The sequence below is a fragment of the Hyphomonas sp. L-53-1-40 genome, assembly GCF_000682775.1.
Taxonomy (GTDB): Bacteria; Pseudomonadota; Alphaproteobacteria; order Caulobacterales; family Hyphomonadaceae; genus Hyphomonas.
This window is the reverse complement of sequence record NZ_AWFI01000016.1, coordinates 1-24,331: the sequence shown is the minus strand read 5'-3', so window position 1 is coordinate 24,331 and position 24,331 is coordinate 1. Positions and strand designations below refer to the sequence as shown.

Genomic DNA, 24,331 nt, shown 5'->3' with positions numbered 1-24,331 from the left:
CTGTGACCTAGCTTGTTTGTAGACGAGTCAGTTGGTTTCATAAACGGGGTTGGGTCAGTAGACGCCAGCCTGAGGTTTGCCGTCGCGCTTGTAGACCGTGCCGTCCTTCATGACGAAATCCACGTCCTCCAATGCGGAAATATCGGCAAGCGGATCGGAGTCCACGGCGACAAAGTCAGCACGACAACCGACGTCGCTGCATCCGAGTTCTCCTGTTTTGCCGAGTGCTTCGGCCGACAGGCTGGTCGCAGCCTGGATGGCCTGCATCGGCGTCATGCCGAGATTGACCATGCGAGAGAACTGATTGGCATTGTCCCCGTGCGGATAGACGCCCGAATCCGAGCCGAACACGACCTTGACCCCGGCTTTCACCGCCGCGGTGAAGCTGTCTCTCTGAATTTTCGAGATCGCCCGTTCTTTCGCGAGAGATTCTTCCAGCACGCCGTTCTTCTTGCCTTCAGCGAGCGTGTATTCGGTGTTGTAGATGTCCATGGACAGATAGGTGCCGTTTTCCTTGGCGAGACGGATCGTGTCTTCGTCGAGGATGCTCGCATGCTCGATTGTGTCGATCCCCGCGAGGATCGCGTTCTTGATACCGATCGTGCCATGCGCATGGGAGGCGACCCTGATCCCGCGTGCATGGGCTTCCTCGGCGATGGCCGTCAGTTCTTCCAGCGTGCCCTGAGCGGCGCCAAGGCTGGTGCCTTTCGAAAACACGCCGCCCGTGGAGCAGGTCTTGATCAGGTCAACGCCGTATTTGATATTCCGGCGAACTTTTTCCCGCATTTCCCATGGGCCTGTGGCAACGTTCTCGCCCGCGACATCATACTCGGATGGCAAGAGATTGGTGTCCGAGCAATGTCCGCCCAGAATCCCGACCGGAGGCCCGGAAACATACATGCGCGGGCCGGGGACATCGCCTTCATTGATCGCGTCCCGAAGGGCGACGTCGCTATAGCTGGAAGCGCCGACATTCCGCACCGTGGTGAACCCCGCGAGCAAGGTCCTGCGAGCATTTTTGACGCCTGTGATAGCTTGGCGCTCATCTGAAAAGCTCAGCGAGAAATAGGCCGGATCTTCGGGATCCGAGGTCAGGTGGGTGTGCATGTCGATGAAACCGGGCACCAATGTCGCATCCTTCAGATCAACAGATGTGGAACCTGACGGTTTGCGTAACTCGTTTGCAGTGCCGCGCGCCGTGATCACCCCATCTTCAATGACGAAGACTGGCCGATTCACAGTTTCCGCGGTCACTGGATCCACAAACTTGCCAGCCGTAAGATAAAGGGTCTCAGCCGTGGCCGGCAGGGAAAGCAGCGCGATGGACGCACCGGTTAGCAGGGCTGTCAGTTTCATCGTGAAGATCCTTTGAATTCGAGGACTAGTTTATCGAGCCGAGCCTGCGGCAAGGTCAAGCATTGGGCTGAATGCCGCCGGGTAAGTCTTGACGAATGCTGAGGCACAGGCAGCTTGGGCCCGGAAAATCATCACAAGGGAGGCCAGCCGTGGCGCAGCCGAAAGAATTTGAACAGATCACCCTCGATATTGAAGACGGTATCGCGACCCTTACGCTGAATCGCCCAGCCAAGATGAACGCCTTTACCGGCAAGATGATGTACGAAATGATTGAGGCGTTCGATATCACGGATGCCGACGACAATGTGCGTGTCGTCATCGTGACCGGCTCGGGCGATCGGGCGTTCTGCGCCGGGGCAGACCTCTCCGAAGGTGCCAAAACGTTCGACTATGACAAGCGCGCCGAAGGTGGCGAAGTTGGCCGGACCGACGATGTGGATATCCAGCGCGATGGTGGTGGCCGTGTGACACTGCGTATCTTCGACAGCCTGAAGCCAGTGATCGGCGCGATCAATGGCGCAGCCGTGGGTATTGGCGTGACGATGCAGCTGCCAATGGATATTCGCATTGCATCAGACAATGCGCGCTTTGGATTTGTGTTCAATCGGCGGGGCATCAATCCGGAGGCGGCTTCCAGCTGGTTCCTGCCGCGTCTGGTCGGCATCTCGCAGGCATTGGAATGGTGTTATTCCGGCCGCGTCTTCCCGGCACAGGAAGCAAAGGATGGCGGGCTGGTACGGTCGGTCCATCCGCAATCTGAGCTGATGGATGTGGCGCGCGCCATGGCGAGAGAGATCGCGGACAATACAGCCGCTGTATCAACCAGCCTGACTCGTCAGATGATGTGGCGCATGCTGGGCGCAAGCCATCCGATGGAAGCGCACATCGTGGATTCTGCGGCGATCTACTCCCGCGGCAAAACGCAAGACGCCAAGGAAGGCGTGATGAGCTTCCTAGAGAAGCGCAAGCCGGTCTATCCGGTCAAGGTCTCGGATGGCATGCCGAACTTTTATCCGTGGTGGGACGAGCCGGAGTTCAAATGGATCGGCGGCAAGGACTGATCCGGCAATGACCCCTGAGTTGAGGATGATCGAAACGAACGGACTCCGCTTGCGCGTAGCGCTGGCGGGGGAAGGGCCGTTGGTCGTTCTCGTGCATGGGTTTCCTGAGAGTTGGTATTCTTGGCGCCACCAGATCAAGGCATTGTCCGAGGCAGGTTACAGCGTGGCCGCGCCGGATGTGCGTGGTTATGGTGGGTCTGATCGGCCTGACGCGGTCGAAGCTTACGATATGGAAAGCCTGACGGCAGATATTGCCGGGCTTGCCGAGGCCTTGTCTCCAGCTGCGCCAGCGGTTGTCGTCGGGCACGACTGGGGCGCACCGATCGCTTGGAACACGGCGCGGCTCCATGCCGACCGGTTCCGGGCAGTGGCCGGGCTGTCAGTGCCCTATGTGCCGCCGGGCGATGTGGTCTTCATCGACGCGGTACGTGCCGTCTTCACTGAGCGTGGTCTGTTTTTCTATCAGGTCTACTTCCAGGATGAAGGTCCACCCGAGGCAGAGCTCGAAGCCGATCCCGCAGAAACGATCCGAAAGTTCTATTACGCGATTTCAGGTGATGCGCCCGAGGGGACCTGGCCGGTCGACAAGAAGCATGGCGACACGCTGCTCTACAGGTTGCCGGAGCCGGACATGCCACTACCCTGGCTCAGTGATGACGACGTTGCCTATTATGATGCCCAGTTCCGTCAATCCGGGTTTCGTGGCCCGCTGAACCGGTATCGCAACTGGCATCGCGATCATGCGTACCTGCAGGAGCACCCTTCTTCCACTGTGATCGCTCAACCTTCTCTGTACATTGGCGGCACCGAGGACCTGGTTCTCAAGATGTATCCTGGCGACATGGTCGCAGCGATGAAAAAGAGCCTTGGCGATCTGCGCGGCGCTGAACTGCTTGAGGGGTGCGGGCACTGGACTCAGCAGGAACGGCCTGAAGAGGTGAATCGCCTGCTGTTGGACTGGCTGGGCCAGCTTTAGTCGCTATTCGTCGAAATCGCTTCCATAGCCTTGCTGGTCGCGGGAGAGATCTCCGAAGCGGGTGATGTTCGAGTCAAACGCCAGTTCTACGCGGCCAATCGGACCGTGACGTTGCTTGCCGATGATGACCTCGGCCTTGCCATAGACCTGGTCCATGCGCTCGCGCCATTGGCTCCATTTTTCGTTCGAGGAGGGATCGCTCGGATCGGCGCCGGGCTCGGTCCGCGACAGGTAGTATTCTTCGCGATAGACGAACATGACGACGTCAGCATCCTGCTCAATCGATCCGGATTCCCGCAAGTCAGACAATTGGGGGCGCTTGTCGTCGCGTTGTTCTACGGCACGTGAAAGCTGCGACAGCGCGATGATCGGTACGTTGAGGTCTTTCGCAAGCGCCTTCAGGGAGGTCGTGATTTGCGTAATCTCCTGGACCCGGTTCGCGTTCGCGTTGCCGCTGGTGACTGTAATCAGCTGCAGATAGTCGATCACGATCATGTCGAGCCCGACAGAGCGCTGCAGGCGTCGGGCGCGGGCGGCCAATTGGCTGATCGAGATACCGCCTGTGTCGTCGATATAGAGCGGCAGGTTCTGAAGCTCTTCGGTCGCTTCACGCAGCCGTTCAAAGTCGCTCTTGTCGAGATCGCCCTGACGAATCCGATGGGTGGTGATGCCAGTCCGCTCGGCGATGATCCTCGTTGCAAGCTGTTCGTTTGACATTTCCAGCGAGAAGAAGCCGACAATTGCGCCGTCTACAGTCTTCTTCGAGCCGTCATCTTGTACTTCTGCGCGATAGGCCGCAGCGGCATTGTAGGCAATGTTGGTTGCAAGTGAAGTTTTCCCCATTGAGGGGCGCCCGGCTAAAATGATCAAATCAGATCGGTGCAGTCCGCCAAGCTTCTCATCGAGATCGCGCAGCACGGTCGGGATGCCGGCAATCTTGCCTTCGCGCTTGAACGCAGCTTCAGCGTTCTTGAGAGATTCTGTCAGGGCTTCGGAGAAGGTCGTGAAACCGCGACCCGACGAGCCGCGCTCTGCGAGGTCGAAGAGCTGCCGTTCAGCCAGTTCGATCTGGCGTTCGCCATTTTCTTCCGGAGTCGGGTTCAAGGCGCGACCCGTCAGTTCGCTGCCAATGCCGACCAGCGACCGTCGCATGGCAAGGTCGCGGATCATCCGTGCATAGTCGCCGACTTCCGGGCCAAAGGCAGCTGAGTCGAGCAATTGCTCCAAATACCGGGCGCCACCAATTTCAGTGAGTTTTTCAGCCTTTTCGAAATGCTCGCGCAGCGTGACGCCGTCTGCAATGCGGCCCTGCTGAATCATCGTTGCCGACACGTCGAACAACTCCTGATGCGCTGGCGCATAGAAATCTGAGGGCCGCAGGATATCTGCCACGCGCTGGTAGGCGTTATTGTCGAACAGGATGGCCCCCAGCACTGCGGCTTCCGCCGACAGATTGTGGGGCGGCGCGATTGTGGCGGCGGGGGCATCATCTAGAGGCATGCGATTCTTTTACCTTACCTGCGACGCGAATTCATCGCCTTGATGCGGATTGAGCTGCGCAATTCACCGTCACTTCACAAAAAAAGGGCCGCGGCTGTGGATAGCTGCGGCCCTCAATTCGAATTTGCAGAAGACTATTCTTCGTCTTCGCCTCCGGCTTCGGCCCGCTCAGCAGCAGCTTCGGCGAGTTCGCCGGCCTGCTCTTCAGCGAGCTCCTGGTTTGCAGCCTGGAGCGAGGCAACGATGTCCTCACCTTTCTCCTGGCGTTCAGCCTCTTCAGCGGAGCGGGCGATGTTCGCCTGGACCGTGACAGTTACTTCTGCGTGCAGGCGAATTGCAACGTCGTACAGGCCGATGGCCTTGATCGGACGGTTCAGGCGTACGCCCGAGCGTGGCACGGCGTGACCTGCAGCTTCAGCCGCATCAGCAACGTCGCGAGCAGTAACCGACCCGTAAAGCTGCCCCGTATCGCCAGCTTGGCGAATGAGCGTGAAGACGGTGCCGTTCAGCTTTTCAGCTTCGGACTCGGCATTTGCGCGAGCTTCTGCGTTACGAGCTTCAATGGCTTCGCGCTCAGACTCGAAGCGAGCCCGGTTACGATCATTGGCGAGCAGGGCTTTGCCCTGAGGGATGAGGAAGTTCCGGGCGAACCCGTTCTTCACGTTCACTTCTTCGCCGATTTTGCCGAGGCGTTCGATGCGTTCAAGAAGGATGACTTGCATGTTCGTGTCTCCTTACTTCACTTCGAACGGAAGCAGGGCCAGCATGCGGGCGCGTTTGATCGCCTGAGCAAGCTTGCGCTGGTTCTTGAGGTTTACGGCCGTGATGCGGCTGGGCACGATTTTCCCTTTTTCAGAGATATAGCGCTGCAGCAGTTTCACGTCCTTGTAATCGATTTCCTGCGCATTCTGACCGGTGAACGGGTCGACCTTGCGGCGACGTCCAAACGGACGGCGGGCAGGAATGTTCGTGATGTTCAGTTTCTGAGCCATTTCGAGTGTCCTTCCCTAGTCGCGACGACGGTCTTTGCGAGAGAGAACCGGCGACGGCTCATCACTCAGGGCTTCAACGCGGATCGTCATGTAGCGCATGACGTCGTCGGAGATGCGAAGGCGGCGTTCAAGTTCCTGAACTGCGTCGGCGGGGCCGTCGATGTTCAGAAGCGAGTAGTGCCCCTTGCGTTGTTTCTTGATTGGATAGGCCAGGTTGCGAAGACCCCAGTATTCGGTCTTGCCAACAGATGCGCCTTTTTCCTTGAGAAAGCCGCTCAGTTCTTCGACAAAAGTCTCGACTTGAGCAGGCGAAATGTCAGGTCGTGTGATCACGACATGCTCATATAGTGCCATGTTTTCAGTCCCATAGTAGAGCCATGCGGCGCCAGACAGCGGGAAACTGCCGGGCGATGGCCCCTCTTCATCTGGCTCATTCCAAACTAACGAGGGCCGCATGCCTGCGAGTGAATGCGGGTGTAAAGCGCATTTGGGCCTGTTTTTCAAGCGCTTGCTTACATTCGCGGTCACCTTTAACCACGGGCGCAATTTGGAGAAACCAGACATGAAAAAATTCGCGCTGATCTTTCCTGGTCAAGGGAGCCAAGAAATCGGAATGGGCAAGTCGCTTGCGGAGGCCTTTCAGTCCGCACGCGATGTCTTTGCCGAGATTGATGAAGCCCTTGGACAGAATCTGTCTGGCCTCATGTGGGCCGGCGATATTGCCGAGTTGACCCTGACGGCAAATACTCAGCCCGCGCTCATGGCGCACAGTGTTGCCGCCGCCCGCGCCCTGGAGGCTGAGTTTGGCTTGTCGGCCAAGGACGCGGCCTATGTGGCGGGTCACTCCCTGGGCGAGTATTCTGCGCTTGCTGCTGCAGGCGCGCTTGGTGTGGCGGATACGGCGCGCCTCCTGCGCATTCGCGGCAATGCCATGCAGGCCGCCGTGCAGCCGGGAGAGGGTGCAATGGCAGCCTTGTTGGGAGCCGACATAAATCAGGCGGAAGCCGCCTGTGCAGCTGGACGCGAAACCGGCGGCGCCTGTGATATCGCGAACGACAATGCGCCGGGTCAGCTTGTCATATCTGGCCGCAAGGATGCGGTTGAGGCCGCCTGCGCGCAGGCGAAGGATAGTGGCGTCAAGAAAGCCATGCTTCTCAATGTTTCCGCACCGTTCCATTGCTCCCTGATGCAGCCAGCCGCTGATGCGATGGCCGAGGCGCTGGCCGAGGTGTCGATTGCGCAGCCGGTGAGTGAACTGGTCGCGAACGTGTCTGCAAGTGCTGTCACCGACCCGGAAACGATCCGGAAGAACCTCGTCGCACAGGTCACAGGCCGTGTGCGCTGGACCGAGACTGTGCAATTCATGGTCGCTCAAGGAGTTGAAGCGACGGGCGAAGCAGGCAATGGCAAGGTGCTTACGGTGATGCAACGCCGAATCGACAAGTCGCTCAACGGTTTCACGCTCGGGACCCCCGAAGATCTCGAAGCCTTTGCAGAAGCAATGAAGGGATAGACAAGATGTTTGATCTTACCGGCCGTACGGCCCTCGTGACTGGCGCTTCTGGCGGAATTGGCCGCGCCATCGCACAAGCCTTGTCCGAAGCGGGCGCCAAAGTGGCTCTCTCCGGGACACGTGAGAACGTGCTGGAAGAAGTTGCCGGCACACTGAAAGGCGAGAGCGCCATCGTGCCCTGCAACCTGTCTGATGCGGAATCGGTCGATGGCCTTGTGGGGCGGGCTGAAGACGCGATTGGTCCGCTGGATGTTCTGGTCGCCAATGCCGGCATCACGCGCGACAAGCTGTTGATGCAGATGAAGGATGATGACTGGAACGATGTTCTCTCGGTCAATCTGGGTAGCTATTTCCGCCTCACCAAGAGCTGTGTGCGAGGCATGATGAAGCGCCGCCATGGCCGGATTATTGGAATTACATCCATTGTCGGCGTGACCGGAAACCCTGGCCAGGCCAATTATTGCGCCTCCAAGGCTGGCATGATCGGATTTACCAAATCATTGGCGCAGGAAGTCGCCAGCCGTGGGATTACCGCCAACACGATTGCGCCCGGATTCATCGAATCACCCATGACGGATGTGTTGCCGGAAAAGCAGAAAGACGCTCTTTTGGGGCAAATTCCTGCTGGTCGCCTCGGCCAGGGTGCAGACATTGCCGCTGCAGCCGTTTATCTTGCTTCAGACCAGGCTGCGTACGTCACGGGACAGACAATCCACGTGAATGGCGGCATGGCAATGATCTGATTTCACTACAGCAAGCCCCACTCATAGGACTTGGCGCTCGTCCCCAGTGTATGCTAGGCGCAACACAATGGTTCGAATCTGGGCCAGTCCTCAGGCATTTTCAGAGAGGTACTCATGTCTGACGTTCTAGAACGCGTTAAAAAAATTGTTGTCGATAATCTCGACGTGGATGGTGACAAAGTTGTTGAGAGCGCAAGCTTCATCGACGACCTCGGCGCTGACTCTCTTGACCTCGTCGAGCTGGTCATGGCTTTCGAGGAAGAGTTCAACATCGAGATCCCGGATGATGTGCAGGAATCTATCCGCACAGTTGGTGATGCGGTAACGCACATCAAAGCCCACATCTAAGATTTCCAGGATTTCTATGTCAGATCGCCGCGTTGTTATTACCGGAATCGGGATTGTTTCACCCTTGGCCGCTGGCCGTGAGGCAACCTGGGAGCGCCTGCTTGAAGGCAAATCTGGGGCTGGACGTATTGATACGTTCGATCCCGAAGATATGCCGTGCAAGATTGCGTTTCAGGTTCCGTGGGTAACAGGCCGCGGCGGCGGCGAAGGAGATCCCCATGCGTTTGATCCGGCCAAATTCGTCTCCCCAAAAGAGATGCGTCGGATCGACGAATTCATTCTTTATGCGATCGCTGCAGCAGACGAAGCTGTAGAGGATGCCGGATGGAAGCCCGAGGATGACGAAGGTCAGGAGCGCACTGGCGTTCTCATCGGGTCCGGTATTGGTGGTCTTGAATCGATCTACAAGACTGCGATCACGCTTCATGAGAGCGGGCCGCGCAAGGTGAGCCCGTTCTTCATCCCTGCTGCTTTGATCAATCTGGCCTCTGGCCAGGTATCGATCCGGCACAAATTCAAAGGGCCTAACCATTCGGTGGTGACGGCCTGTGCTACCGGCGCTCACGCGATCGGTGACTCTGCCCGCCTCATCAAATATGGCGATGCGGATGTCATGGTTGCAGGCGGCGCCGAGGCTGTCATTGGCCGCATCGGTATCGCAGGGTTCTGCGCTGCCAAGGCTATGTCCACGAATTTCAATGATACGCCTGAAAAGGCCTCGCGCCCCTATGACAAGGACCGGGATGGCTTCGTCATGGGTGAAGGCGCCGCCATCGTCGTGCTCGAAGAGTACGAGCATGCAAAGGCACGCGGTGCGAAGATCTATGCGGAAGTCGCAGGCTACGGCCTGACGGGTGACGCCTATCACATCACGGCGCCTGCTGAGGGCGCCGAGGGTGGATATCGCGCGATGAAGATGGCGCTCAAGCATTCTGGCATGGACCTGTCCGAGATCGACTATGTCAACGCCCACGGCACCTCGACCCCTAAGGGGGATGAAGGTGAAGCCGGCGCGGTTGAGCGGGCCTTCGGGGATCACGCCAAGAACATGTCGATGTCGTCCACCAAGTCCGCCGTTGGGCATCTGCTCGGCGCCGCTGGCGCAATCGAAAGCGCCTTCTGCGCACTGGCGATCCGCGACCAGGTGATGCCGCCGACCCTGAACCTCGACAATCCGAGCTTCGAGACCGTTCTGGACCTGATCCCGCACAAGGCCAAGAAGGGCCGGGTGCGCGCGGCCATGTCCAACAGCTTCGGCTTTGGCGGAACGAACGCGTCGCTGGTTCTCAAGGAAGTTCAGTAAGCCTGTTTCTCCGGGCTGGGGTTGGCATGTAGGCTGGCACAGTCAGGATTCGCGAGGCGTTCATGGAATTCATCAAACTCCTGCTTTCGGTGCTGGTGCTCCTGCTGTTTGTGGGTGGCGCAGCCCTTGGCGGCGGATGGCTCTGGTTGCAGAACGAAGTCTCGAAACCGGGCCCCTCCACAGAGCAGCACGTCTTCACGGTTGAGCCGGGCGAAACGTTGACCCGCGTAGCCTTGCGGCTGGAGCAGGACGGTATCGTGCAGGACGACCGTCTGGTACGCCTGAAGGCACGGCTCGACGGCACTGAACTTGCCATCAAGACCGGCGAATTCGTCATTGAGCCACACGCCAGCGTAGCGGATGTCATGGACATTCTGATTGAAGGCAAGGCGGTTCTGCACAAGATTACCTTGCCCGAAGGACGTACGACCGCACAGCTATTGAAATTGATAGAGGTCGATCCGGTCCTGACAGGCGATATGCCGGATGAAGACATAGCTGAAGGTGCGTTGCTGCCGGACACTTATCTCTTCCAGCGCGGCACGACCCGCGCAGAACTGGTCGAGCGAATGCGCAAGGCACAAGCAGACATGCTGGAAGGCCTGTGGCCTAGGCGCGCTGAAGGTTTGCCCATTTCAACACCGGGAGAGGCGGTAATCCTTGCCTCCGTTGTCGAGAAGGAAACCGGTATCGCCGGAGAGCGCCCACAGATTGCTGGCCTGTTCGTTACCCGTCTGAAGCGAGGTATGCGTTTGGAGAGCGATCCGACGATCATCTACGGGATCTCCAGGGGTGAGCCCCTGTACAATCGTCGTGGAGAGCGCCGAACGCTCTATCGATCCGAGATCGACCGGAAGACGGACTGGAATACGTATCAGATTGATGGTCTGCCAAAGACGCCGATCTGCAATCCGGGCCGGGAGGCAATTGCGGCCGTCCTGAACCCCGATGAGACAGGCCACATCTTTTTCGTGGCAGACGGCAAGGGCGGCCATTTGTTCGCGAAGACGCTGGCCGAGCACAATCGAAATGTCGCAGCCTATCGCAAATATGAACGCGAAGAAATCCAGAGGGAGCGGGCAGGGAAATGAATAACCTATCCGGCATGACCGGTTTTGCCCGCGTCACAGGGGAAGCGGAATGGGGCGCTTGGGCTTGGGAGGCCAAGAGCGTGAATGGGCGAGGACTGGATGTAAGGGTGAACACCCCTCCTGGGTTCGATGCGTTGGAACGTGTGGTCAAAGCCGCGGCTTCGAAACGGTTCAATCGCGGATCCCTTCAGGTCTCGCTCAGGATCGAGCTGAGCGAACAGGCGGGAGGCGCCACGATCGATCAGGCCTTGCTGGACACATTGCTGGCGGCGGCGGAACAAGCGCACGGCGTTGGCATTTCCAGCGAAGCCATCGCCACCCTGATGACCGTAAAAGGCGTTGTGGAAATCGGATCCACAAACATACGGGACGTTGCGGCGAATTCGGACGTGATGGCTGAACTTGAATCTGCTGCGGGCGCGGCGCTTGCGGAGTTGGACGAGGCACGTCAGGCTGAGGGGCGCGCGCTGAAAGCGATGCTGTCAGACTTGGTCGACGAACTGGTATCGGCGACGGACACCGCTATCTCGCTCGCAGGGGACCAGCCTGCATTGCTCAAGGCACGGCTTACGAAGCAATTGGAAGAATTGGGGGCAGACCAGCAGGTGGAACCGGAACGGCTGGCAGCTGAACTCGCGCTGACCGCTGCGAAGGCCGATGTCCGCGAGGAGCTGGACCGTTTGCTCGCACACTTCGACTCTGCGCGAAAACTGCTTTCCGGTGGCTCACCGGTGGGCCGGAAGCTTGATTTTCTCGCCCAGGAACTCAACCGTGAAGCCAATACGCTCTGCTCGAAATCTGTTAGCCTTGATTTGACGAATGCCGGACTCAGTCTCAAAGGAACCATAGACCAGTTCAAGGAGCAGGCAGCCAATGTCGAATAGTGGACATCCAAAGGATCATGGGCACCGCAGGGGACTCATGCTGGTTCTGTCGAGCCCCTCAGGTGCTGGCAAGACGACGCTCGCAAAAAAATTGATCGAAGAGTTCGACGATGTGAATTTGTCCGTGTCGGCGACCACGCGTCCACCACGTCCCGGCGAAAACGACGGAAAAGACTATCACTTCCGGTCTGTCGACGAGTTTCATCACATGATCGAACGGCGGGAATTCCTGGAATGGGCGCACGTTTTCGACAAGTATTATGGGACGCCAAAGGCCGACACGGTCGCCAAGCTGGATGCGGGCGAGGATGTCTTGTTCGATGTGGACTGGCAGGGCGCAGATGCGCTGCACGACCAGATGCCAAACGATGTGGTTTCGGTATTCATTCTCCCACCCAGCATCAGCGCGCTGGAACAACGTCTCGCGGCCCGACCTGGCTCGACCCCGGAGATTGTTGCCCGCCGCATGGACGACGCCAAACGGGAGATCATGCATTGGCGCCGCTATGACTATGTGATTGTGAACGATGATCTGGAAGTGGCCTATCAAAGGCTACGACGCATATTGTTGACCGAGCGATTGAAACGGTTGCGTCAACTTGATCTTGAAGACCATGTGCGCACGCTTCTGGGAGAGGCGTGATGGAGCCGGAGGAGAAACTTGGGAACGTAAAGGCTCGCCCAATTTGGTTGGTGGCGCTGATCCCGTTGCTCGGGATCGTCTGGGGCGCATGGTTTGTCGCCAAGTACATCGCTTGAGAAGCTGCGGGGCTTTGTTCTGTAAGGTCTGAGATTATCAGGATTTCGACATGGCTTCCTGGAAGTTCTTGTCGACCGCTTCGATAAAGCCTTCAGTCGTCAGCCATTCCTGATCCGGACCGACGAGCAAGGCGAGGTCTTTCGTCATCTGGCCATTCTCGACTGTCTTGATGATGGTCTCTTCCAGCTTCTGGGCGAAGGCGCGTACGTCAGGCGTGTCATCCATACGACCGCGATGGTCGAGGCCGCGAGTCCAGGCAAAGATCGACGCAATGGAGTTGGTCGACGTGGCTTCGCCCTTCTGGTGGTTGCGGTAGTGACGCGTCACCGTGCCGTGTGCGGCTTCGGCTTCGACCGTGTTGCCATCTGGCGTCATCAGAACGGATGTCATCAGACCGAGCGAGCCGTAACCCTGGGCGACCGTGTCGGACTGGACATCGCCGTCATAGTTCTTACAGGCCCAGACATAGCCGCCGGACCATTTCATGGCCGCTGCGACCATGTCGTCGATCAGGCGATGTTCGTAAGTGCCGCCAAACTCGGCGAACTTGTCTGCGAATTCAGCGTCGAACACTTCCTGGAAGATATCCTTGAAGCGGCCATCATAGGCTTTCAGGATCGTGTTCTTGGTCGACAGGTAGACCGGCCATTTGCGCTGTAGGCCGTAGTTCAGGCTGGCACGCGCGAAGTCACGGATGGACTCGTCGAGATTGTACATGCCCATGGCGATACCAGAGGAAGGGAAGTCGAAGACTTCGAATTCCTTGGAATCGGATCCGTCGGATGCTTCCCATTTCATGGTCAGCTTGCCCTTGCCGGGAACGAGGAAGTCCGTGGCCTTGTACTGGTCGCCAAAGGCGTGACGGCCGACCACAACGGGCTTTGTCCAGCCTGGCACTAGACGCGGGACGTTGGAGATCACGATTGGCTCGCGGAAGACAACGCCGCCGAGAATGTTGCGGATCGTGCCATTTGGCGAACGCCACATCTTCTTCAGGCCAAACTCTTCAACGCGGGCTTCATCCGGTGTGATCGTGGCGCATTTGACAGCAACGCCGTATTGTTTGGTTGCATTGGCTGCGTCGATGGTGATCTGGTCGTCCGTCTCATCACGCTTCTGGACCGACAGGTCGTAATATTTGAGGTCGATGTCGAGATAAGGATGGATCAGCCGGTCCTTGATCATCTGCCAGATGATGCGGGTCATTTCGTCCCCGTCCATCTCGACGATTGGATTTTTGACCTTGATTTTCGCCATGTTTGTATTCCCTGCGGTTGCACTATTCTCGCAGGGCTATAGCAGAGCCCACAGCCGCGTCAAAACAGGGAAAACCATGTCAGATCAGCGCAACCCCGCAATTATCCTTCACAGCCCCCAATTGGGCGAGAATATCGGCGCTGCGGCCCGTGTGATGCGCAATTTCGGACTGACCGACCTTCGTCTGGTTGCACCGCGGGATGGCTGGCCGAATCCTGCAGCAGATACAATGTCTGCCGGGGCGTTCGATTCGGGCGTAGTAGTGCGCGTCTTCGAGAGCCTCCCGGATGCGCTGGAGGGCATCACCTGGCTCGCAGCAGCTACGGCGCGCCTACGCGGCATCGAAAAGCGCGTCGGGGATGCGGGCGCCGCTGCGGATACGGCGTTCGAGCGACTGGGGAGCGGCCAGTCAGCCATCATGTTCGGCGCTGAGAAATCAGGCCTGCCGAACGATGCCGTGGCTGTTGCAGACTTCCTGATGACCTATCCGGTCGATCCGGAGTTCAAGAGCCTCAACCTTGCTCAAGCCGTCTGTGTGTTCTGCGCAGAGTGGGGAAAGCGCCGCGAGCAATCGGATCTGGTGATCTCTCATGACAAGGCGAAACTGGGCGAGCCAGCCCCGCGAGATGAGCTCTTCCGCATGTTCGAGCATTTCGAAGAGGAGTTGGAACGCGCCGGCTATTTCTTCCCTCCGGAAAAGACACCGCTCATGAAAGACAATTTGCGTGCAGCTCTGGTCCGGGCTGACTGGACGCGGCAGGAAGTGCAGACTTTCCGGGGCGCCATCAAGGCGCTTGCGCTTGGCCGGGGCAAGGCGCGCGTCAATCGTGATGACTGAGAACTCGACCCATGTTGCCGTCATAGGCGCAGGACCCGCTGGCCTGATGGCAGCAGAAATCCTGTCAGACGTCGGGTATGCCGTTTCACTCTATGAAGCCATGCCCAGCCCGGCACGGAAATTCCTTATGGCTGGCAAGAGCGGCCTTAACATTACCAATATGCGTGAGGGGGAAGCATTTACCTCGCGGTTTCCAGGTGTGGCACCCATGCTGAAAACTGCCCTTGGCGAATTTGGGCCAGGAGCCATCGCGGAATGGATGCGGGCTCTCGGTGTCGAGGCGACAATTGGGCCAACGGGCCGGGTGTTCCCGGTACAAATGAAAGCATCGCCGCTCCTGAGGGCGTGGCTCGCACGGCTGCAGTCGCACGGCGTCCAGCTACATACACGGCATCGATGGGCGGGATGGAGCGACGATTTTGACATGATCTTTGACACTCCAGAGGGGCCCATATCTGTACAATCAGACGCACAGATATTTGCTCTGGGTGGAGGAAGCTGGAAGCGGCTCGGCTCGGATGGGAGTTGGCCATCTGTGTTCGCCGAGAGGGGCATACACACAAAGCCTTTCCGACCGTCCAATTGCGGCTTCATCGTCGACTGGTCAGACCGTATCAGGACGGAATTTGTCGGAATGCCCGTGAAGAATGTTGCTGTTCGTTTCGGGGACCAGACCAGCCGGGAAGAATTCGTTGTGACCGACCGGGGCGTGGAAAGTGGTGCGATCTTCACGCTGTCACTCGCCGTCCGCGACAGGCTGGAGAATAACGGGAAGGCGACTTTGGAGATTGATCTTGCGCCCGACCTCTCGGAGGAAGCTCTGGTCAGGCGTCTGAAACAAGACCGTGGAAAACAGTCGCTTTCAAACCATCTCCGCAAAGCAGCAAACCTGAAAGGCGTGAAGCGCGCATTGTTGCTCGAGTTTGGTGGGTTGGATGTCTCCAATGAGCCGGAACGTCTGGCCCGACTGATCAAATGTCTGCCGATCCCGCTTGCTAAGCCTTTCCCGCTGGATGAAGCGATCTCCACGGCGGGCGGCGTCTCATTCGATGTGCTGGACGATCAGTTCATGGTGAAGGAACAGCCTGGCATGTTCTGCGCGGGCGAGATGCTGGACTGGGACGCGCCCACAGGCGGTTATCTGTTGACGGCCTGCATAGCCACCGGACGCGCGGCCGGGTTGGGCGCGGTCCGGTGGCTCAGATCACAGGTATAGTCGTTAGCGGCCCTTCCAGACGGGCGCACGTTTTTCGATGAACGCTTTCGGGCCTTCCTTGAAGTCTTCCGTCCCGACAATGCCGGCAAATGCCTTGCCGCTGTCTTTCCAGAGCTCGTCATCCGTCTTGCTGGTCGCATCCATCGCCACGGCGCGGCTGGCGGCGACAGCGAGCGGTGCGTTGGCGGTGATCCTTGCGGCAAGCGCTTCGGCTTCGCCCATCACTTCGGATTCTGGCACAACCTTGTTGACCATACCGAGTTCATAGGCCCGCTGTGACGGAAGTGGGTCACCTGTCAGGATGGCTTCAAGCGCGACTGCGCGCCCGATAGCGCGGGGCAAGCGGAACAGGCCGCCAGCTCCGGCGACGAGGGAGCGTTTTACTTCCGGAAGACCGAAACTCGTGTTGTCCGCGCAGATGATCATGTCACACGAAAGGGCGATCTCGGTGCCGCCTGCGAGGGCAGATCCTGTAATGGCCGCGATCAGTGGCTTGGTCCGTTCGCGACGTGCGATTCCTGCAAACCCGCCTTTCTTCGTGGACAGGCCAGCACCATTCCCTGCGGAGATCTCCTTGAGGTCTGCGCCGGCACAAAATGCCTTGCCGACGGCAGTGAGAATGCCGACCCAGACCTCCGGATCAGATTCCATTTGGTCAATTGCAGCCTCCATCGTAGTGGCCATTTCGGCGTTGATGGCGTTGCGTGCCTCGGGTCGGTTCATGGTGATGATCGCGACATTGCCTTGTTTCTTGTACTCGACGGGCATGAGTGTCCTCCTTTGACTAAAGCCAGCGCTAACAGGCTTTCCCCAACGTTCTGCAAGACAGACTTCGATTTCATATTGCCAGCCCTTGGGGAAGCCATTCGAGAGTTGGCTCATGGATTTGACATTGAGCCCCGAATACGCCGCGTTTCGTGACCAGGTCGCAGAAACGCTGAAAGCCAACGCCCATCTTGCGCCGGGCCCTGACGACAAGGGCCTGAAGCATCCGAAACGTCTCGCCTGGCAGGAGTTCCTGATCCGGGAAGGCCTGACGGCGCGTACCATTCCCACCGAATTCGGCGGGTATGGCGCCGAGCCCGATATCCTGAAATCCCGGATCATTGCCGAAGAGTTCGCGCGTTCCGGGGTGCCACGGCCGCTCGCCGGTCAGGGCATTTCGATGCTGGTGCCGACATTGCTTGAACTCGGAACACCGGAACAGAAAGAGGCGTACATTGAGCGGACGCTCAAGGGAGAGCTGATCTGGTGCCAAGGGTATTCGGAGCCGGGCGCGGGATCTGATCTTGCGGCGCTGCGCACGCGCGCGGTCGAGGATGAAGATGACTTCGTCATCAATGGTCAGAAGATCTGGACCTCCACGGCGCGCCAGGCCGACATGATGTTCTGTCTCGTCCGAACTGATCCGAATGCCAAGAAGCATCATGGCATCACCTATATCCTGTTCCCGATGGATACGCCCGGCATCGAAGTCCGCCCACTTGTCGATATGACCGGTTCGGCAAACTTCAACGAGGTCTTCTTCACCGATGTACGAGTGCCTAAAAGCGGCGTCGTGTTCGAGGTGAACAAGGGCTGGCAAGTCGCCAACGCAACGCTCACTCACGAGCGGGGCATGCTGGGAGACCCGAATGCCACCAAGGCCCGGTTCATCGAACTGGTCGAGCTGATGAAGGTTGAAACCGTAAACGGGCAACGCCTGATCGACAATCCGGTGCTGCGTGATCGGCTCATGACGCTGCAGGCCGAAGTCTACGCCATGCAGGCCAATGGGCTGAGGATCACAACAAACAGTCTCAAGGGCGAGGCGGCTGGCTTGGCAGGATTAGTCGTAAAGCTGCAGGGCTGCGAACTCAATCACCAGATCGCGGCCTTGGCCATCGATGCGCTGGGTGAACTTGGCATTCTCTATGAGGAGGGCGAGCATTTGAGGTCCGGCGGGGCCTGGCAGTGGCGCTACATGTATGATCTCGGACTGATCATCGGTGGCGGTACGGCTCAGATTCAGAAGAACATTATTGCGGAACGCGGGCTTGGCATGCCGCGCGAACCCCGGCTGGCGAGGAGTTAAATCAATGGAATTCGGACTCTTAGAAGACCAGGTGATGTTGCAGGAAACCGTTCGCCGCTTCGTCGCCGAAGAAGTGTCGCTCGATCTTGTTCGCCAGATTGCAGAGGGCGAAATCCAAGTCGCTGAAACGCTTGCCGAGAAACTGACCGCGCTCGGTCTTGATGGGCTACTTGTGCCGGAGAAAGATGGAGGGTCGGGGCTCGGTGTGCTCGACGCGGCCCTTGTCCAGGAGTGCTTCGGATACGGTATTGTTCCCGCACGTTTCTTATCGAACTCTGTCGCAGCCTATGCGTTGCGTGACTCTGGTTCCAGCATTATGAACGACATTACGAACAACGATGCGCGCTTCGGTATAGCCCTTAACGATTTTCTTTCGAGACGGGATGGTTCTGGCCTGTCGATTCGTGACGAGGCCGTCTCCGGGGCATCACTCATGGCCATGGACGTCGCGCGTTCGACTCACTTGCTTTTTCTGGCGAATGACACGGTCCGGATCGGTCAGGTCGGTTCTGCAGAACAGGTCAAGACAATCGACCGGACGCGTGAGTTCTCAGAAGTCACAATTACCTCGTTCGAGCAGCAATTTACGGGAGCCGAAATCGAAAAGACGTTCGCCGTAGCTTGCATTCTTCTTGCCGCTGACACGCTCGGTGCCGCCCAATGCATGTTGGACAAGGCCGTCGCCTATGCGGGGGATCGCCAGCAGTTCGGTCGCGTGATTGGCTCTTTTCAGGCGGTGAAGCATCTTTGCGCTGAAATGGCGGCGAAACTTGAACCTGCACGCGCGTTGATATGGCACGCCGCTCATGCGTTGGACGTTCAGGATGATGAAGCGCTAGCTATGGCGTTTCTCGCCAAGGCGCACATGGCAGAAGTCGGAACCTTCATTGCCAAAACGTCTACGGAAGTACATGGCGGAATGGGCTTCACGGATCTCGTTGGCCTGCATTACTGGTACAAGCGAATTGGTGTAAACCGCCAGATCATGGGGGCGCCAATGGCGCTCAGGGAACTGGCTGCCCAGCAGCAGGGGCTGGTCGCATAGGTCAGCACATACGCGTGACATCAACTTGGCGAAACCATTCGCTTTGGTCGACTGAGAAAATGTGGTGGAGCCACTCCAGAAAGCAACCTCCATTTTTTAACTTTCTGACGCGTGGCGTATGGTAGAGCCAGATGTCTATCGCGGGAGATCGAGGCGCCGGACATACAACGAGATCGGGAAATCGATCAGCTATGTGGGTGGGTAACAAGGCTGGCGCTATTGCGGACTCGCAGAATGATACCATCGTTTCCAATGTGTTCATGCGGCGCATCATGTCGAGACCCGGGAAGCTGTTTCCAGATCTCTGAAGAAGTTCAGAGTAGGGACTATGGATAAGAGCTTTTCTCCTTGCCAGATCGGATAGTGACGATGGCATTGCGTGATCCTTTTCCCATTCGGCCGATACGAAGCCGGCATAGTGCGATCTGCCAATACGACTGACCATCAGGTCAGACTCGGTTGGTTGCAGCCCCTGAATGGCGATGTCTCCCGCCAGGTCGTGAAAATCAGATGGTGAATCGCTGATTGTGAGGTCGACGATCGTGTCGGGATTGCTCAGTTGGAACTGCGCAAGACGAGGTGCGATCCAGTAAAGAGCTATTGCCTCACTGCAGACAAGCTGGATGTGCGTTCCTGAATCATTTGCTGCACTACAGACTTCGTTCTGAGCGGCTTCGATTGTGTCCGCTACAAGGTCGGCGTGTCGCAGTAGCGCGTCTCCCGCCTTCGTCAGGATTACCCCCGTGTGGTTCCGCCTAAATAGCTCTGTATGCAGCGTGGATTCGAGCTCGGTTATCCTGCGGCTGATTGTTGGCGATGAGACTCCAAGCAGGGATGCGGCAGCGCTCATACTGCAAGTCCGTGCCACCGCGCGGAAGATTCTCAAACGGTCCCAGTCAAACTGATCGAACGAGCATTGACTGCCTTGCGCGTGTGAAAGCCCCCGTTTCATTTTTTGCTGAAGTCACCCGCCCGAATTCATGTCATGAAAATTAACCATATAATGGAGAATTTTCATGAATGCAACTCAGGCTAGAAATATGGTTGGGGCGGATATTGACCCTGAGGTACTTGCTGCGCGGGCAAGAGATTTCGGGTTTCGGCTCGCAAACCGCGACGAGCTCCAAGCCGCCGTTTCCATGGCGGAATCGCTGATTGACGGAAAGCTAGCGTCAGTCGATGCGATTTCGGCGATGAACGTTCAAACCGGTATGACGGCATGGGTGACGGGAGAGCCGGTAGACGGCATCTTCCTGACCATACCGCTATCCGCCGATGGCGAAGCTGCTGTCAGGAATGGTTCTTATGTGCCTGCGGCACCTTCGTCTGAGCATTTGGCGACGCAGGGCAAGGATATCGCGGCATTCTATGTCGGCGTCTATGCTGGCAGATCGCGGGAAGCGCGCAAGAAAATCATGACTGCGTCCGCTGTCCTGCGTGTGGAAATGCTCGGTATGTTTCCCGCCTATGCGCGAGGAGCCACGGAGGACGGGCGGCGCTCCATGTTGAGCTTGGGGTTTCAAGAATTTGAAGGGGGGCTCCCAGATCTGTTCATTCAGCCGCCATTCCAGACGGCTATGGATCAGGCATCATGAGCCAGACCCGAAACCAGATCGGAGAGGCTGTGCTTCTCCGCCGTGTGCCGCCTGAAGCTTATCTCGAATATTCAACAGAAATTGTAAGAACTCTTGACGGTTTCCATCAGATCAGCGCCATTCGATCTGCTGTCTTTCTCAGCGAGCAGGATTGTCCATATGAGGAAGAATTTGACGGGAATGATTTCTGCGCAACACACCTTCTTCTGAAGGCGCGAGGGCGTCCGGTGGGGACATTGCGCATTCGCTGGTTCGCCGAGTTTGCGAAGCTGGAACGGATTGCCTTGCTGCCGTGTGAGCGCGGGCGCGTTGGATTGCGCGTGCTGCTGGCCACCGGATTCGAGATGGTTTCGCGTAAAGGGTATGAGAGGATGATTGGCCAAATTCAGTCTCGCCTTTGGCCCGTCTGGTCTCGAACCTTCAAATGTCATTTGATTGAGGGTCGGCCGGCATTCTGGTTCTCGGATTACGAATACCGCGAGATCGAAATCCCGATCCCCCGCCATCCGTTGGCGCTGCGCATGCAAGAAGACCCGTATCGCATCATCCGCCCTGAGGGTGCATGGGACGAACCCGGCATTCTGGAAACCTCGGTTGCCAGATCGCAATCCGATGAACAAGCGGCATAAATGTACGGAAAGTCGAGAATGGTGCCCGGGGGCGGAATCGAACCACCGACACGCGGATTTTCAATCCGCTGCTCTACCCCTGAGCTACCCGGGCGGGCCACTGGGGAAGCGCGGTATCTAACGAAGGGTTTTGAACTTGTCCATGCTGTTTTCAGTCATCCTCTGACATCTCTTGACCCGGCACCTCATCTGCCACGTCCGCCGGCGCGCCTGGAATGGCATATCCCTCAGACAACCATTTGTTCAGGTCGACATCAGCGCAGCGTTTTGAACAGAAAGGCCGGTACTGCGCAGAGATGGGATTCTTCTGGCATTGGGAACATTTCGGTTGGACGGATTTGGGGGACACAGGTTTACTCATGCGGTCTGATATACTGAGGGCATCGGCTTCGTCGAGGCAAGATATGTGAAGCGTCGGCCATACTTGTCCGACAGCTTGTCCAGAAGGGGCGCACCCGTCTTGTCCAGCCAGGCCTTGGCCCGGCCTGGCAATTCAAGGGTCAGCCTGTGCATCGGATTTTGCTTGGCGGTGCGCTCCAACAGTCTCAACCCTAGCAGCGCAAGTGTCTCGTCGGTAGGGTTGCCGCGAGAATCGAGCGTGCGTTCGTGAAGCGGCGTTTCGCGCCAAGGCAGCGCGATTTCCATCAAGCCGAGTTGCGACGGTGCCAAGACGGTGGCGGTATGAAGTCCAGCCTCTTTCAGGCAGGACTTCATTATATCCTGAACCTTCTTGCGAGATCCTGTATTGAGGGGCGCGACGCAATCAAGGATGATGAGGCCGCCGAGGCTGCGGAGGCCTACCTGTCGGGCCAGCTCTCGGGCAGCATCGAGATTGAGCTGAAGTGCGCGACTTGCCGCGCTACCCTTGCTCTGGCGCCCGGCGCTATCAATATCGACCACTGTCAGAGCCCTAGCGCGCTCGATGCATAGACGTCCTCCCTTCGGGATGGTCACAATTGCCGACGAGGCTTCGTCAAACGCTGCTTCAATGCGGTCATCACCGATCTCTACATCGTGGATTGGTGCTTCGCGCCATAAGTTGTCGCGTGATACTGGAGTGCTATTGGCGGTCATCGACACGCGAGGCAGCTTATCTTTTCGTGCCTCTGCCATGACCGTCACGTCTACAGACTGACCTTCTGTAAGTCCGTGGTCTGCTGGCAGGCGCAGGAACGCCTCAGCCTTGCCGGCCGTCTCGACAAATGCGCCGCCTTGTTCGGGTTGTAGCGATCGGATCCGGGCAGGGGCCTGCGCGCCCAGAATCGGCCGTGTCTCGCTGTCGGACCAACGTGTGATCTTGAGTGCGACAGGACGGCCCGTATCGTTCAGCAAGACTTGGCGCGTTTCGCCAATACAGACTTCGCGCAGGATTCGGATCGGTTAATCCCCCGCAATCATGGCGATTAGGGCTGACGTAACCGCGTCGTCCGCCGCTGCGGTACCTTCGACTGCTGGCTTGAGACGTGATGCCATCGTCTTGCCTCGTTCCACACCCCATTGGTCAAACGGGTTGAGCTGCCACAAATGCCCGGCGAGATAGGTCCGATGCTCATACAGGGCAACCAGCGCGCCGAATGCGGCTGGCCCGAACGTGTTGTGTACGAGGAAGGTGGAGGCGCGGCCACCCGCATGGACCTTCTGGCGTGCGACTTCGTCGAACAGATCCGGCTCTTCCCGTTTGACTTCCTCGAAGCTCCGTCCATTCGCGAGCACTTCCGCCTGCGCCAAGGCATGGGCGGTCAGGGCCTTGATGCCTTCCGGATCCCTGTTCCGATCTGGAGCGAGGATGAATTCGCAAGGTACGTCCTGTGAGCCCTGGTGCAGCCATTGATGGTAGGAGTGCTGGCCGACAGAGCCTTCACCGCCCCAGAGCGCCGGGGCAGTTGCACCAGATACCATTGCGCCCATCGGGCCAACCGTCTTGCCGTTCGATTCCATTTCAAGCTGTTGCAGATAGGTCGGCAGCATTCGTAACCGGTTCGCATATGCGAGCAGGACGCGCATCTTTTCGTTTCGAATTGTTGCGTTCCAATAGTCGAGCAGGGCCAGGCGCATGGCGGCATTCTCTTCGAGTGGAGCCGACCTGACATGCGCATCCATCTCGGCGGCGCCTTTCAGTATGCCTTCGAACGTGTCTGCGCCGAGATAGATCATGCAAGCCAATGATGCTGCCGACCAGAGCGAGAAACGCCCACCCACTGACAGGGGCATATCAAACACATGTGCTTCTCGGCCATTCAGCCAAGCCTTGGCGCGGTCCGGATTTGCGGTAACCAGCGCGAGATGCTGTTGCGATTGATCACCAACAGACTCTTCAAGCCATGTCCGGGCTCGGGCGAGATTGTAGAGTGTCTCCTCAGTACCAAAGGATTTGGAGACACCGATGACCAGCGTGCGCGTCGGGTCAAGCCCATGCATGGCGCGGTCCAGGTCAAAGGGGTCGACATTCGCGCAGAAGCGGAGATCGATATTGCCCGAGGCTTTGTCCTCGAACGCGTCGGCGATCAGGCGAGGACCGAAATCAGACCCGCCGATGCCGATGTGGAGAACGGCATTGAAAGGTAGGCCAGTCGAACTCGTCACGCTGCCTGAAACAACATCCCGCGCAAAGGAGAGGGCGGGCAGAACGCTTTGCCTGACTGTCTCGGCCTCGCCTGACAATTCGGACTGCGCGCGCAACGCCCAATGCAGGGCGGGGCGACTCTCCGAAGGGTTCACGATATCACCAGCGAACAAGCTGTTTGCAGCCGATTGAAGGTCGGAGACACGCCCAAATTGAAGCAATCCTGCTTCTGCTTCGGCGTCCAGATAGTGTCGGGAAAGGTCAATGGACCAACCTGCGGCGCGCAGCGGAGCAGAAGATGCACGCGTATCTGCGAGCGTCTTCAGAGAAGTCTGGCTTACCCGGTCGGCATGAGGCTTGAGGTCGGTGGTCATGTCATTGTCCTAGCGTAAGTTCTGGCTGTTTCCGCTTATCCGGGGTTTCCGACCGGGGCAAGACTGGAAACTAGACCGCAGTGAACTGGCATTTGCGTGCTTGAAACCCACGCCGCACATGGCTATGAGGCGCGTTTAACAGGCTATTCGGCCTGGTGTTCATGCGTCCGGCGGGCCGGACACCTAATTTGAATAAAGGAGAGGCCCGATGGG

At 58.0% G+C, this 24,331-nt stretch carries 26 protein-coding genes and 1 tRNA gene; 15 read left to right on the top strand and 12 right to left on the bottom strand.

Features of this window, described 5'->3' with window-relative positions; genetic code table 11:
- Positions 1 to 54: 54 nt before the first annotated feature.
- Positions 55 to 1,356, bottom strand: coding sequence for an amidohydrolase family protein (locus L53_RS11110; RefSeq protein WP_051607860.1), 1,302 nt, complete (start codon positions 1,354 to 1,356; stop codon positions 55 to 57).
- Between the two features lie 149 nt (positions 1,357 to 1,505).
- Between L53_RS11110 and L53_RS11105 the strand changes: the two genes are divergently transcribed.
- Positions 1,506 to 2,417, top strand: coding sequence for a crotonase/enoyl-CoA hydratase family protein (locus tag L53_RS11105; RefSeq protein ID WP_034815390.1), 912 nt, complete (start codon positions 1,506 to 1,508; stop codon positions 2,415 to 2,417).
- Positions 2,418 to 2,442: 25 nt separating this feature from the next.
- Complete coding sequence (locus L53_RS11100) at positions 2,443 to 3,393, top strand: alpha/beta fold hydrolase (protein WP_233347768.1); 951 nt, start codon at positions 2,443 to 2,445, stop codon at positions 3,391 to 3,393.
- Positions 3,394 to 3,396: 3 nt separating this feature from the next.
- Here the strand turns inward: L53_RS11100 and L53_RS11095 are convergent, their stop codons facing one another.
- From L53_RS11095 to rpsF, 4 genes are all read right to left on the bottom strand, one after another.
- A complete protein-coding gene (locus L53_RS11095) occupies positions 3,397 to 4,893 on the bottom strand; it encodes a replicative DNA helicase (RefSeq protein ID WP_034815385.1) in 1,497 nt (498 codons plus the stop codon).
- A 134-nt stretch (positions 4,894 to 5,027) separates the two neighbouring features.
- Positions 5,028 to 5,615 (bottom strand): 50S ribosomal protein L9, encoded by a 588-nt coding sequence (gene rplI / locus L53_RS11090; RefSeq protein WP_034815383.1) that lies wholly within the window; start codon positions 5,613 to 5,615, stop codon positions 5,028 to 5,030.
- A 12-nt stretch (positions 5,616 to 5,627) separates the two neighbouring features.
- The gene (gene rpsR, locus L53_RS11085) at positions 5,628 to 5,885 is read right to left on the bottom strand and encodes a 30S ribosomal protein S18 (protein WP_034815380.1); all 258 of its coding nucleotides are present in this window, start codon (positions 5,883 to 5,885) and stop codon (positions 5,628 to 5,630) included.
- Between the two features lie 15 nt (positions 5,886 to 5,900).
- A complete protein-coding gene (gene rpsF, locus L53_RS11080; RefSeq protein WP_034815377.1) occupies positions 5,901 to 6,239 on the bottom strand; it encodes a 30S ribosomal protein S6 in 339 nt (112 codons plus the stop codon).
- Between the two features lie 208 nt (positions 6,240 to 6,447).
- Between rpsF and fabD the strand changes: the two genes are divergently transcribed.
- The 7 genes from fabD to gmk all read left to right on the top strand — a co-directional run bounded on the left by fabD (position 6,448) and on the right by gmk (position 12,410).
- A complete protein-coding gene (gene fabD, locus L53_RS11075; protein WP_034815686.1) occupies positions 6,448 to 7,398 on the top strand; it encodes an ACP S-malonyltransferase in 951 nt (316 codons plus the stop codon).
- A 5-nt stretch (positions 7,399 to 7,403) separates the two neighbouring features.
- Positions 7,404 to 8,141 (top strand): 3-oxoacyl-[acyl-carrier-protein] reductase, encoded by a 738-nt coding sequence (gene fabG, locus L53_RS11070; protein ID WP_034815374.1) that lies wholly within the window; start codon positions 7,404 to 7,406, stop codon positions 8,139 to 8,141.
- Between the two features lie 114 nt (positions 8,142 to 8,255).
- A complete protein-coding gene (locus L53_RS11065; protein ID WP_027839729.1) occupies positions 8,256 to 8,489 on the top strand; it encodes an acyl carrier protein in 234 nt (77 codons plus the stop codon).
- A gap of 16 nt (positions 8,490 to 8,505) precedes the next feature.
- Positions 8,506 to 9,792 (top strand): beta-ketoacyl-ACP synthase II, encoded by a 1,287-nt coding sequence (fabF, locus tag L53_RS11060; RefSeq protein ID WP_034815370.1) that lies wholly within the window; start codon positions 8,506 to 8,508, stop codon positions 9,790 to 9,792.
- A 62-nt stretch (positions 9,793 to 9,854) separates the two neighbouring features.
- Positions 9,855 to 10,883, top strand: a complete 1,029-nt coding sequence (gene mltG, locus L53_RS11055; RefSeq protein WP_034815368.1) for an endolytic transglycosylase MltG — start codon at positions 9,855 to 9,857, stop codon at positions 10,881 to 10,883.
- A complete protein-coding gene (locus L53_RS11050; RefSeq protein ID WP_034815365.1) occupies positions 10,880 to 11,767 on the top strand; it encodes a YicC/YloC family endoribonuclease in 888 nt (295 codons plus the stop codon). The genes mltG and L53_RS11050 overlap by 4 nt, the downstream gene beginning before the upstream one ends.
- Positions 11,757 to 12,410, top strand: coding sequence for a guanylate kinase (gene gmk, locus L53_RS11045; RefSeq protein WP_034815363.1), 654 nt, complete (start codon positions 11,757 to 11,759; stop codon positions 12,408 to 12,410). Before L53_RS11050 ends, gmk begins: the two co-directional genes overlap by 11 nt.
- A gap of 153 nt (positions 12,411 to 12,563) precedes the next feature.
- Here the strand turns inward: gmk and L53_RS11040 are convergent, their stop codons facing one another.
- Positions 12,564 to 13,784, bottom strand: a complete 1,221-nt coding sequence (locus L53_RS11040) for an NADP-dependent isocitrate dehydrogenase (protein WP_034815359.1) — start codon at positions 13,782 to 13,784, stop codon at positions 12,564 to 12,566.
- 76 nt (positions 13,785 to 13,860) lie between these two features.
- On the opposite strand from L53_RS11040, the gene L53_RS11035 reads away from it, so the two are divergent.
- Together L53_RS11035 and L53_RS11030 are read left to right on the top strand one after the other, a co-directional pair.
- Positions 13,861 to 14,622 (top strand): RNA methyltransferase, encoded by a 762-nt coding sequence (locus L53_RS11035; protein WP_034815357.1) that lies wholly within the window; start codon positions 13,861 to 13,863, stop codon positions 14,620 to 14,622.
- On the top strand, positions 14,615 to 15,838 hold the full coding sequence (locus L53_RS11030; protein WP_034815355.1) for a TIGR03862 family flavoprotein: 1,224 nt from the start codon (positions 14,615 to 14,617) through the stop codon (positions 15,836 to 15,838). The genes L53_RS11035 and L53_RS11030 overlap by 8 nt, the downstream gene beginning before the upstream one ends.
- Before the next feature lie 3 nt (positions 15,839 to 15,841).
- Here L53_RS11030 and L53_RS11025 read toward each other — a convergent pair whose 3' ends face one another.
- The gene (locus tag L53_RS11025; RefSeq protein ID WP_034815352.1) at positions 15,842 to 16,606 is read right to left on the bottom strand and encodes a crotonase/enoyl-CoA hydratase family protein; all 765 of its coding nucleotides are present in this window, start codon (positions 16,604 to 16,606) and stop codon (positions 15,842 to 15,844) included.
- 112 nt (positions 16,607 to 16,718) lie between these two features.
- Here L53_RS11025 and L53_RS11020 point away from each other — a divergent pair, with 112 nt between their 5' ends.
- Both L53_RS11020 and L53_RS11015 read left to right on the top strand, forming a co-directional pair.
- Positions 16,719 to 17,912: an acyl-CoA dehydrogenase family protein gene (locus L53_RS11020; protein ID WP_034815350.1), complete on the top strand. Its 1,194-nt coding sequence runs from the start codon at positions 16,719 to 16,721 to the stop codon at positions 17,910 to 17,912.
- A 4-nt stretch (positions 17,913 to 17,916) separates the two neighbouring features.
- The gene (locus tag L53_RS11015) at positions 17,917 to 18,957 is read left to right on the top strand and encodes an acyl-CoA dehydrogenase family protein (RefSeq protein WP_034815347.1); all 1,041 of its coding nucleotides are present in this window, start codon (positions 17,917 to 17,919) and stop codon (positions 18,955 to 18,957) included.
- Position 18,958: 1 nt separating this feature from the next.
- Here the strand turns inward: L53_RS11015 and L53_RS11010 are convergent, their stop codons facing one another.
- Complete coding sequence (locus L53_RS11010) at positions 18,959 to 19,909, bottom strand: LysR family transcriptional regulator (protein ID WP_084333373.1); 951 nt, start codon at positions 19,907 to 19,909, stop codon at positions 18,959 to 18,961.
- A gap of 64 nt (positions 19,910 to 19,973) precedes the next feature.
- On the opposite strand from L53_RS11010, the gene L53_RS11005 reads away from it, so the two are divergent.
- Positions 19,974 to 20,552 (top strand): hypothetical protein, encoded by a 579-nt coding sequence (locus L53_RS11005; RefSeq protein WP_156947901.1) that lies wholly within the window; start codon positions 19,974 to 19,976, stop codon positions 20,550 to 20,552.
- The gene (locus L53_RS11000) at positions 20,549 to 21,181 is read left to right on the top strand and encodes a GNAT family N-acetyltransferase (protein WP_084333371.1); all 633 of its coding nucleotides are present in this window, start codon (positions 20,549 to 20,551) and stop codon (positions 21,179 to 21,181) included. The genes L53_RS11005 and L53_RS11000 overlap by 4 nt, the downstream gene beginning before the upstream one ends.
- Positions 21,182 to 21,200: 19 nt before the next feature.
- Here the strand turns inward: L53_RS11000 and L53_RS10995 are convergent.
- The 4 genes from L53_RS10995 to pgi all read right to left on the bottom strand — a co-directional run bounded on the left by L53_RS10995 (position 21,201) and on the right by pgi (position 24,118).
- A tRNA-Phe gene (locus L53_RS10995) sits at positions 21,201 to 21,275 on the bottom strand.
- A gap of 57 nt (positions 21,276 to 21,332) precedes the next feature.
- Complete coding sequence (locus tag L53_RS10990; protein ID WP_034815341.1) at positions 21,333 to 21,542, bottom strand: DNA gyrase inhibitor YacG; 210 nt, start codon at positions 21,540 to 21,542, stop codon at positions 21,333 to 21,335.
- Positions 21,539 to 22,513 (bottom strand): ribonuclease E/G, encoded by a 975-nt coding sequence (locus L53_RS10985; RefSeq protein ID WP_034815330.1) that lies wholly within the window; start codon positions 22,511 to 22,513, stop codon positions 21,539 to 21,541. The genes L53_RS10990 and L53_RS10985 overlap by 4 nt, the downstream gene beginning before the upstream one ends.
- 48 nt (positions 22,514 to 22,561) lie before the next feature.
- Entirely contained in the window at positions 22,562 to 24,118 is a 1,557-nt protein-coding gene (gene pgi, locus L53_RS10980; protein ID WP_034815328.1) for a glucose-6-phosphate isomerase, read from the bottom strand.
- Positions 24,119 to 24,331 lie beyond the last annotated feature (213 nt).